A 9720-nucleotide genomic window follows, 5' to 3' on the forward strand; every position below is an offset into this window, starting at 1 on the left:
CCATCGCGCCGAGAGTACTGCGGGGTCAGCCCGTGGGAGGCCAGGGCGCCGCTGACCGGTGGACGGCACCGAGCCGTCATCGAACTTGGAAGGGGGAGGCCTCGCGGCCTCCCCCTTTTTTGCGTTTGTGCGGCATAAATGACTCATTTACGCCAGACGATTTAATTCTTTTTGGTATTGAGCTTTTATTTAAAGATAATAAAACGAATAACAAGGGCAACTGCTATAGCCGCAATGATCAAAAGCAGGATTGTCATTCGATGCTGCTTGCGTCGTTTACTCGACGAAACGAAGATCGATTTTCCTTGTTTTGGCGTTTCGAGATAGCGAGCCGAATGCGTCAAGGTTTGCTTTGGTCGAGGACCTCTTTGTTGATGAGCGGCGGATGCTTTCAGTGGCTCATCACTAGCTGCGCTGTTTTTAGATAATGGTGCGTCTTTCAGATATACAGGGTCTCCCGAGGCGACGCCCATATGTTTACGTCCCGTTTGGGCATCCTCGAGCGTTTGATATCGATTTCTTGTCACATACTCGGGCTCAGGATCATTAATGGGCTCTTGCGAGATGTGGGGGCGATGGAACCGTGGCGGCTGCGTGGAAGTTTCTTCCCCCTGCGTCTGCATAAACATTTTGTTCTGGTTCTGGTCGTCCATGATGCCCTTTAGCTCGTTACCAACAACGTGTACGCGCTCATTGTAAGCCCCTTGTTATTTGTAGCTGCGAACATACTTGTTATTTAAGCTCTGGTTCAAAGAACCTTAACCTTATTAAAACCTGAGTCATACACACTTAGATATGCTTATAGTACTGGACTCAAAAAACTTTATAGTCGATGTATATATAAGCACTGTGTGGGCATATATAAGAGCGTCAAAAGAAGTCCCAGTCACCTAGAAGATGGCTCGGCAGTCCTAAAAGGAGTGGTAAACATGGCAAGCATGGTTCCTTATCGTTCGGTTTTTGGCGTTCGTCCTTCTGCTAGCTCGCTGTTCGATCTGTTTGATGATATGACCGACCTTGCAAACAACTCGATTGCTTCCAAGGCGTTTCCCGTTGACGTTGAGGATAAGGGCGACGGCTATGAGGTCAAGGCCTATCTGACCGGTGTCGCCAAGGACGATATCGATGTCGAGCTCAATGAGGGCCGTCTGTCCATTAGCGTGAATGTCGAGGAAGACGAGGAGAACGAGGGCAAGAACTTCCTGCAGAAGGAGTTCAGCTCGTACAGCGCGACGCGTGGCGTGTATCTAAAGGACGCTTCGAGCGAGGGCCTCTCGGCTAAGTACGCTGACGGCATCCTGACCGTTACGGTTCCCAAGATCGTCGAGAAGAAGAACGTTACGAAGATCTCCATCGACTAACTTCGTTGGTGTTCTGCGCTATTAAAAGACAGCAAAAGGGGCTGGGAAGCGATTCTCGGCCCCTTTTGCTGTCTAGGACAGTCTATTGAATGGTTGCCGGCTGATACTGACTCGCAGGGCGTATCGAGAGTTTTCGCGATCCTTGGAGAAGGGTTGCGGAGCTGCCGACCTCGTCATCCAGGGTTGCGGCCAGAGCTTTGGCATAGCTTTTGACGGTAAGGCTCGGACGATTGTTATCTTGGCTGATATGCATGGCAATGAGCTGTTCGGTGCGATCTGTAACAAGTTCGCGCGCGGCTTCGGCGGCTTGGCTGTTGGAGAGGTGTCCCCTTGCAGACAGGATGCGCTCCTGAAGAAAGCGGGGATATTCTCCCTCGCGCAGCATGGTCACATCGTGGTTGCTTTCGAGCGCGAGGACTCGACAATCTTTGAGGGTGTTCATGGCTTGGCTCGATAGCTCTCCGGTGTCGGTGGCAAAGCCGATGGAATCATCGAGGGCGTCGAATCGATAACCGACTGGATTGATGACATCGTGTGATGTTGAGTAGGTTTGCACGTGGATGCCGGCAATGGATAGGGCGTCGCCGGGATCGAATTCCTCGACAGGCAGATGCGAAAGATTTTCTTTGTTCGAAAGGGTGCCCCTGCTGGCAAAGAGGGGGCCGTGCCAGTGCTTGCACCAGACATCGAGGCCCTTGATGTGATCGCTATGCTCATGAGTAATGAGAAGAGCCGAGACGTTGTCTGTCGAGAGCCCCAGTTCTGCCATGCGCTTTAATGTCTCGCGGCGAGACAGTCCGTCATCGACCATAATGAGCCCCTGCGGGCCCTCGATGAGTGCGCAGTTGCCTTTAGAGCCACTGCCGAGGATATGAAGGTGCAGGCGAGACATAAGATTCCAAAGGATACAATGGGTGCGGACGAATAGAGGAGGAAGCGAATGCCAACGGTATCACAGCATTACGGACACCATGCCGTGCCCGGGGCAGTCGATGAGACCCGAACGAGGCAGCAGGCTGCTCCTGTCGTGCTCATGGTATCAGGCGGCGCGGACTCGACGGCACTGCTTCTTATGGCGTGCACATCAAAGCTGGATATCCAAGACGGACGCGGTGTTGCCCCCATTGCTCGCGAGCGCCTGCATGTGCTGCATGTAAACCATCATCTGCGCGGCAAGGCGTCCGATGGCGACGAGGCCTTTGTGCGTGAGCTCTGCGCGAAATATGGTTTACCGCTGTGCGTGGAGCACGCTTATTTTGATGGGGAGTCGGGCAATATTGAGGCCGCGGCCCGCGAGGTGCGCTATGCCGCGGCGCGGAGGTATGTTCGCGAGCTCTGCGCCCAGACGGGGGCACCGCGAACGGCGGCTCGTATCTGCACCGCGCACACGTCTTCGGATCGCGCGGAAACGTTTTTGATGAACGCGATTAAGGGTTCAGGGCCCGCTGGCCTATCGAGCATTCCTCGCCGGAGGAATATTGTGGTGCGTCCCTTGCTCGACCTAACTCATGGCGAGCTCGTGGGCTATCTACAGGTACATGGTCAGCCGTGGCGTGAAGACGAGAGCAATGAGGATATCTCGTATCTGCGAAACTACGTGCGCCATCGAGTGATGCCGGTGGTGGCGCAGCGCAACGCGAGCGTCTGCAAGACGATTGGCGCCGCCTGCGAGATCTTAGGCGATGAGGACGCGTTTTTGTCTCAGCTTTCGGCACAGGCGTTTCGAAGCTGCCTGCGTAAGGAGGCGGCGGGCGCGCTGGTGCTCGATGCCAGGCGCCTTGCTGCGGCCGAGGTGGTAATCGCGCGGCGTATCGTGCGACTGGCAATTAAGCGCATCGATCCGGACGCTCGTCCAGAGATGCGACATGTGGAGCGAGTCCTTTCCTGCGTTGCCGAGGGCGCCGGCTCGGTCACGCTTCCGGCGGGGATTGACGCACGCATTGAGTTTGGCATGCTGGCGTTTAAGGCGCCGGCGGCTCGCGAGGGCCTGGTCGCGGACTGGGTTACCGTACCCGGTCGTTTGCCGTTGGGCGGGGGACGTATGCTGGTCACAGAACCGATGGCCGTTGAGCCGGGATGCGATATCGTGCGCCGCGCCCGTGAGCTTGCGGCTGCCGGGGAAGTGACAGCTTTGGTAGACGCGGCTGCCCTGGGTTTTGCCGACAGCGATAGTGAGCGGATCCTGGCGGGCTCGCGTGGCGAGATCCCTGCCGAGGCGCGATTGGCGCGCCTGTGGGTGGACGGTCCCGCACCGGGAGACGTGATGTGCCCGTTAGGGATGAGTGGCCGAAGCAAGAAAGTATCCGACTTGCTAGGCGAGGCTCGCATTCCCGTTTCCGAACGCGCCGGCGTGCCCATGGTGAGGACGGCGCCGGGGGGTGCCGTGGTGTGGGTCGCCGGAGTTCGCGCGGACGAGCGTTTTAAGTGCACGGCCGCAACGCGCGTGGCATATCTGCTCCGCGTGGTCGATGCGGAATAGCGTCCCACGCCTGCTATTCTGTGCGACGTTGACGGTATTCCCGCGCTGATGGCGCACGGGCTGGTAAATTTACCCCGTGCGCTGCTAGAATGTGTAGTTCGCGTCCATACGGCGGTGTGTGGGCGATAAGCACAAGAAAGGGTTGTCATGGCTTCTCAACATCCGGATATCGAGAAGGTTCTGTTCACGCAGGAGGATATCGACGGTATCGTCTCTCGCCTAGGCGAGCAGATTACTCGCGACTACGCGGGTAAGGATCTGGTGCTGATTGCGGTCCTGCGCGGCGCCGTGGTCTTTATGGGCGACCTGATGCGTAAGATCGAGCTGCCGACCAACATCGATTTCATGGCTGTTTCGAGCTATGGTGACGGTGTGAAGTCCTCGGGTATCGTGCGTATCATTAAGGACCTGGATATCGACATCCGCGGTCGCGACGTGCTGATCGTCGAGGACATTCTGGACTCGGGCCTGACGCTCAAGTATCTGATGAAGAACCTCGAGAGCCGCAAGCCCGCTTCTCTGGAGGTCGCCGCCTTCCTGTGGAAGGACGTTGAGGACCGCGTCTCGGCCATCACGCCCAAGTATGTTGGAACCCATTGCCCCGATGCCTTTGTGGTGGGCTACGGCCTCGACTATGCCGAGCGCTATCGCAACCTTCCGTATCTGGGCATTTTGAAACCGGAGGTTTATTCGTAAGATGCCCGACGACCGTAACGATAACAATTCCCAGACTCCCCGGGACCCAAAGATCCCGGGGATGCCCGGAGGCAAGAAGCCCACGCGTACGGGCTGGCTGTATTTTATTTTGGCTTGCGCGCTTCTGGGCTACGCCTTCTTTAACATGGGCTCCGGCTTTGCCAATTCCAGCAATACCGTTAAGCTCGCGACGAGCGAGATGGTGAGCGCCATCAAGCAGGATCGCGTCGAAGATCTGACCTATACGGTTCAAGACGGAAGCGTGACGGGTCATTACTGGAAGACGAAGAAGGACAAGGGCGATACGAGCGAGCTCAAGAGCTTCTCTTCGACCTATGTCGGCTCCGATTCGCTTGCCGAGCTCATGGCGGAGCACCCCGATACCAAGTACATCGTCAACACCAACGATCCCGATTTTTGGGGCGACTTGGCGATGAGTGTGCTTCCGACGATCGCCCTTATCGCCATCATGTTCTACTTTATGCGCCAGATGATGGGCGCCAACAACAGGAACATGCAGTTTGGCAAGACCAACGCCAAGACCAACGAGGCCACGCGCCCCAAGGTCAAGTTTGAGGACGTTGCCGGCGTGGACGAGGCAGTCGAGGAGCTCGAGGAGATCCGTGACTTTTTGAGCGATCCGGACCGCTATCGCAAACTGGGCGCCAAGATCCCGCGTGGCGTGTTGCTGGTGGGCCCTCCGGGCACCGGTAAAACGCTGCTGGCCAAGGCCGTTGCCGGCGAGGCGGGCGTGCCGTTCTTTAGCATCTCGGGTTCCGACTTTGTCGAGATGTTCGTGGGTGTCGGCGCCAGCCGTGTGCGCGACCTCTTTAAGGAGGCCAAGTCCCAGGCCCCGTCGATCATCTTCATCGATGAGATCGATGCTGTGGGACGTCAGCGCGGAGCTGGCTTGGGCGGCGGTCACGACGAGCGCGAGCAGACGCTCAACCAGCTGCTGGTCGAGATGGACGGTTTTGAGGAGAGCGAGTCGGTCATCCTGATCGCTGCAACCAACCGTCCTGACATCCTGGATCCGGCGTTGCTGCGCCCCGGTCGTTTTGACCGTCAGGTTACGGTTGACCGTCCGGATGTGAAGGGCCGCGAGCAGATCTTGCGCGTGCATGCCGAGAACAAGCCGATGGACGAGGACGTGAAGTTTGAGAAGCTCGCCCAGATGACCGTTGGCTTCACCGGCGCCGATCTGGCAAATCTGCTCAACGAGTCTGCGCTGCTGGCTGCCCGCCGCCATCGTTCCGTGATCTCGATGGACGAGGTCGAGGAATCGATGGAGCGCGTGATTGCCGGTCCGCAGCGCAAGGGTCGCGTGATGACCGAGGCCGAGCGCACCACGATCGCCTACCACGAGAGCGGCCATGCCCTGGTGGGTCACATCCTGGAGCACTCCGATCCGGTTCACAAGATCTCGATCGTCAGCTGCGGCCAGGCGCTGGGCTACACGCTGCAGCTTCCGCAGGAGGACCACTTCCTCAAGACCAAGAACGAGATGCTCGACGAGCTTGCCGTGTTCTTGGGCGGTCGCGTTGCCGAGGAACTCATGTGCGACGACATCACGTCGGGCGCGAGCAACGATCTGGAGCGCGCGACCAAGATGGCGCGCGAGATGGTCACGCGCTTGGGCATGAGCGAGGAGCTTGGAACGCAGGTGTTTGGTGAGGCGCAGCATCAGGTATTCCTGGGCCGCGACTACGCCGATCACCAGGATTACTCCGAGGAGACGGCGCGCCGCATCGACATCGAGGTCCAGCGCATTATGCGTGAGGCCCATCGTCGTGCGGTCGAGATTTTGGATGCTCGTCGCGATCAGCTTGACCTGATGGCGAAGGTGCTGCTTGAGCGCGAAACCGTCGAAGGCGACGCCGTGAACGCCCTGCTCGACAACGAGTGGGATGCCTACCTTGAGCGCGAGGGCGATATCCTGGCGGCCAAGGAGGAGCGCAATGCCAAGGCGGCCGGCATGCCGACCAAGAAGCGTGCGCCTCGTATGAGCGAGGAGGAGCTGGCGGCCGATGCCGCGGCATTTGCGCAGGCGGCCATGCAGGAGGATGCCGAAGCCGCATCCGATGATGCCGGCGATGACTGTGCCGTCAATGCCGGTGCCGACACCGACGCCGACAAATAGCCTTTGTGGCGAAAGCCTCTGCGGGGAAACCTGCGGAGGCTTTTTCTTTTGAGCGATATTGGGCCGTCTGTTGATTGGGGACAGACTTAAATGAGCGTTTTCACGCATTTAAGTCTGTCCCCAATCAACATTGCTGCGGCGCTTTGCTCAACTAAAGCGTACAATACCGCCTATGCGAAAGGGGAACAGATGATCAACGAAACCATGTATGCTCGCGGTGCGGAAAGCTCCATCATCCGCGAGATTTTTAGCTATGGCCTTGAGCGTAAGGCGCAAATCGGCGCGGAAAACGTGTTCGATTTCTCGCTGGGCAACCCGAGCGTTCCGGCGCCCGCTGCCGTGGCGGAGTCCATCAAAAAGGCGCTTGAACTGCCGAGTGACCAGCTGCACGGATACACGCCCGCACCGGGCCTGCCGCAGTGCCGTACCGCCGTGGCTGAGTCGCTCAACCGCCGCTTTGGTACGAGTTATGAGGGCAAGGATGTCTTTATGACCGTGGGCGCCGCGGCTTCGCTCACCTGCACGCTCAACGCCGTTACGAACCCGGGCGATGAGGTTATCGTCATTGCGCCGTATTTTCCGGAGTATCGCGTGTGGATTGAGAAGGCCGGCTGTACGTGTGTCGAGGCGCTCGCCGATGAAGATACGTTCCAGCTGAGCGTGGATAACGTGCTCAAGGCGATTACCGATAAGACGGCTGCCGTCATTATCGACTCACCCAACAACCCGACCGGCGCCGTGTATACGTGCGATACCCTGACGCGACTGGCCAATGTTTTACGCGAGGTCAACGCCAAGCGCGATCCCGAGAACCCGATTATGCTCATCTCGGATGAGCCGTATCGCGAGATTGTCTATGGCGCCGAGGTGCCTTGGGTGCCTTCGATCTACGAGCACACCATCGTGTGCTACTCGTATTCCAAGTCGCTTTCGCTGCCGGGCGAGCGCGTGGGGTGGATCCTGGTTCCCAATACGAACCCTCAGGCAGCTCGTCTAATGCCCGCCGTTGCCGGTGCCGCCCGTACGCTGGGCTTCGTGTGCGCGCCGGCGCTCTTCCAGCGCGTAATTATCGACTGCATCGATGAGCCGAGTGACGTTGAGGCCTATGCACGCAACCGCACCGCGCTTACCGATGCACTAGCGGAGTACGGCTACACCTATGTTGAGCCGGATGGTGCATTCTACCTGTGGGTGAAGGCGCTGGAGCCCGATGCGAACGCTTTCTGCGAGCGCGCGAAGAAGTATGAGCTGCTCGCGGTGCCCTCGGACAGTTTTGGCATGCCGGGCTGGTTCCGCTTGGGCTACTGTGTGAGCTACGAGACTATCGTTAACTCACTGCCCGCCTGGAAGCAGCTGGCCGACGAGTATCGTCAAAAGTAAAGTGCTCTGCTTACAATGTTTTACGTGAAACGGGGTTTGGTTTTAAGCCAGACCCCGTTGTCTATGCCGTTGTGTGATTGGGATGAAGCAGTTTTACGACTGCCGAAAGCTATGCGTACAATGAATATACGCGACGGCCATACTGGACAAGGAGACCTGATGCCCTACCTTCTTTCTTGTGATATTCATACTCATACGTTGTTCTCCGCGCATGCGTACTCAACCATTGAGGAGAATGTGTACTGGGCGGCGGAACGTGGCCTGCAGGTGCTCGGATCTGCCGACCATCTGAGCTCGATGGTTACGGCTTGCCCCAACGACCTGCGAAGTTTCCAGTTCTTTATTAACCAGGATATCTGGCCGCGCATTTGGAGCGGCGTGCTGGTGCTTCGCGGCGCCGAGGTCGATATCGTTTCGCTGGACGGAAGCTTGTTTGGCGAGGACATTCCCGTGTCGCTCGATATTGCCGGCGATTCGTACAGTCACCAGCATTCGCTGTTCGATTTGGTGACGCGTAATTTGGATTATTTGGTGGCAAGCGTGCATAATCCGCAGTTTGCCGAAGGCGCGACGCTCGCCCAAACGACCCAGATGTATATCAATGCCCTGGAGCATCCCAAGGTGTTCATGCTTGGGCATACGGGTCGTTCGGGCGTGCCGTTCGATATCGATGAGGTGCTACTGGCGGCCAAGGCCAAGCACAAGATTATCGAGATTAACAACCATAGTCTTGAGCATGGTGCCGACACTGAGCATTGGGCCGTATGTCGCAAGATCGCCGAGCGCTGCGCCGAGCTGGGCGTGGGTATTGGTGTGTCGACCGATGCCCACATTGGTATGGCCATTGGCAAGCTCGAGCACGCCCGCAAGTTGCTCGACGAGATTCACTTCCCGCTGGACCTGATCGTGACGCGCGACCGCGAGACGCTGCTGCGCGAGATGGCGGCAGCCGGCGTATGCGACCTGCGCAAGGGGATGTAACGAGACTCATATGCCCAATGGAAGGGGGCGGTCCAGACAGGCCGCCCCCTTTCTTGTCCCAAAAAGCTACCTGGGCTGGTTAGCGGCGCTCTAGGACCGCGACGGTCTCGGTGTGGTCGGTATGAGGGAACATGTCGACGGGCGTAATCTTGAGCAAGCGATAGCCTCCGTCGAGGAGCTGGTGCAGGTCGCGCTCTTGGGTCACGGGGTTGCAGCTGATATAGGTGATGCGGCGCGGCTTAAGTGCACAGGCGGCCTCGAGGAACTCGGGGGTAGAGCCGGCGCGCGGCGGGTCGATGGAAAGGACGTCGACGCGCTCGTTGTTATCGGCGGCATCTAGGATGTAATCGGTGGCATCGTCGGCCATAAACCAGGCGCTGCGGGTGAGGCCGTTGAGCTCGGCATTGCGACGTGCGTCGGCAATGCCCGCCGGGTTGCGCTCCACGCCGAGCAGCATAATGCCGACACCTCTGTCCTGGGCATCCTTCGCGGCGCACAGACCGATGGTGCCGCTGCCGCAGTACGCGTCCATAAGAATGTCACCCTGCTGCAGATCCATGCCGTCAATGGCGAGCTGATAGAGCAGTTCGGTCTGCTGCGGATTGGTCTGATAGAACGCGGTAGGGGAGATATCGAATTCGCAACCGAGCAACTGGTCGCGCATGCACTCGGCGCCATAGACG

General features: G+C 58.3%; 9 protein-coding genes. 6 read left to right on the forward strand and 3 right to left on the reverse strand.

Translation table 11 applies throughout. From position 1 onward, the window contains the following. Positions 1-185: 185 nt before the first annotated feature. Positions 186-653 carry a hypothetical protein gene (locus tag AB5164_RS08555; RefSeq protein WP_368143228.1) on the reverse strand — a complete coding sequence of 156 codons (468 nt, stop codon included), beginning with the start codon at positions 651-653 and terminating at the stop codon, positions 186-188. Between the two features lie 276 nt (positions 654-929). On the opposite strand from AB5164_RS08555, the gene AB5164_RS08560 reads away from it, so the two are divergent. Then, positions 930-1361 carry an Hsp20/alpha crystallin family protein gene (locus tag AB5164_RS08560; RefSeq protein ID WP_040359532.1) on the forward strand — a complete coding sequence of 144 codons (432 nt, stop codon included), beginning with the start codon at positions 930-932 and terminating at the stop codon, positions 1359-1361. Between the two features lie 82 nt (positions 1362-1443). Here the strand turns inward: AB5164_RS08560 and AB5164_RS08565 are convergent, their stop codons facing one another. Continuing rightward, positions 1444-2253: an MBL fold metallo-hydrolase gene (locus AB5164_RS08565; protein ID WP_368143229.1), complete on the reverse strand. Its 810-nt coding sequence runs from the start codon at positions 2251-2253 to the stop codon at positions 1444-1446. Between the two features lie 48 nt (positions 2254-2301). On the opposite strand from AB5164_RS08565, the gene tilS reads away from it, so the two are divergent. From tilS to AB5164_RS08590, 5 genes are all read left to right on the forward strand, one after another. Beyond that, positions 2302-3840 carry a tRNA lysidine(34) synthetase TilS gene (tilS, locus tag AB5164_RS08570; RefSeq protein ID WP_199412419.1) on the forward strand — a complete coding sequence of 513 codons (1539 nt, stop codon included), beginning with the start codon at positions 2302-2304 and terminating at the stop codon, positions 3838-3840. Between the two features lie 147 nt (positions 3841-3987). Continuing rightward, positions 3988-4536 carry a hypoxanthine phosphoribosyltransferase gene (gene hpt, locus AB5164_RS08575; protein WP_035138721.1) on the forward strand — a complete coding sequence of 183 codons (549 nt, stop codon included), beginning with the start codon at positions 3988-3990 and terminating at the stop codon, positions 4534-4536. Positions 4537-4597: 61 nt separating this feature from the next. Further along, positions 4598-6676, forward strand: coding sequence for an ATP-dependent zinc metalloprotease FtsH (gene ftsH / locus AB5164_RS08580; protein WP_368143230.1), 2079 nt, complete (start codon positions 4598-4600; stop codon positions 6674-6676). Positions 6677-6865: 189 nt separating this feature from the next. Continuing rightward, positions 6866-8056, forward strand: coding sequence for a pyridoxal phosphate-dependent aminotransferase (locus AB5164_RS08585; RefSeq protein WP_368147980.1), 1191 nt, complete (start codon positions 6866-6868; stop codon positions 8054-8056). Between the two features lie 159 nt (positions 8057-8215). Beyond that, on the forward strand, positions 8216-9037 hold the full coding sequence (locus tag AB5164_RS08590) for a phosphatase (RefSeq protein WP_368143327.1): 822 nt from the start codon (positions 8216-8218) through the stop codon (positions 9035-9037). 79 nt (positions 9038-9116) lie between these two features. Here AB5164_RS08590 and AB5164_RS08595 read toward each other — a convergent pair. Then, positions 9117-9720 (reverse strand): class I SAM-dependent RNA methyltransferase (locus AB5164_RS08595; protein ID WP_368147982.1); only part of this gene is annotated, 604 nt, incomplete at its 5' end.

The organism is Collinsella aerofaciens (genome assembly GCF_040915425.1).
In the GTDB taxonomy this organism is placed as follows: Bacteria; Actinomycetota; Coriobacteriia; order Coriobacteriales; family Coriobacteriaceae; genus Collinsella; species Collinsella aerofaciens_BW.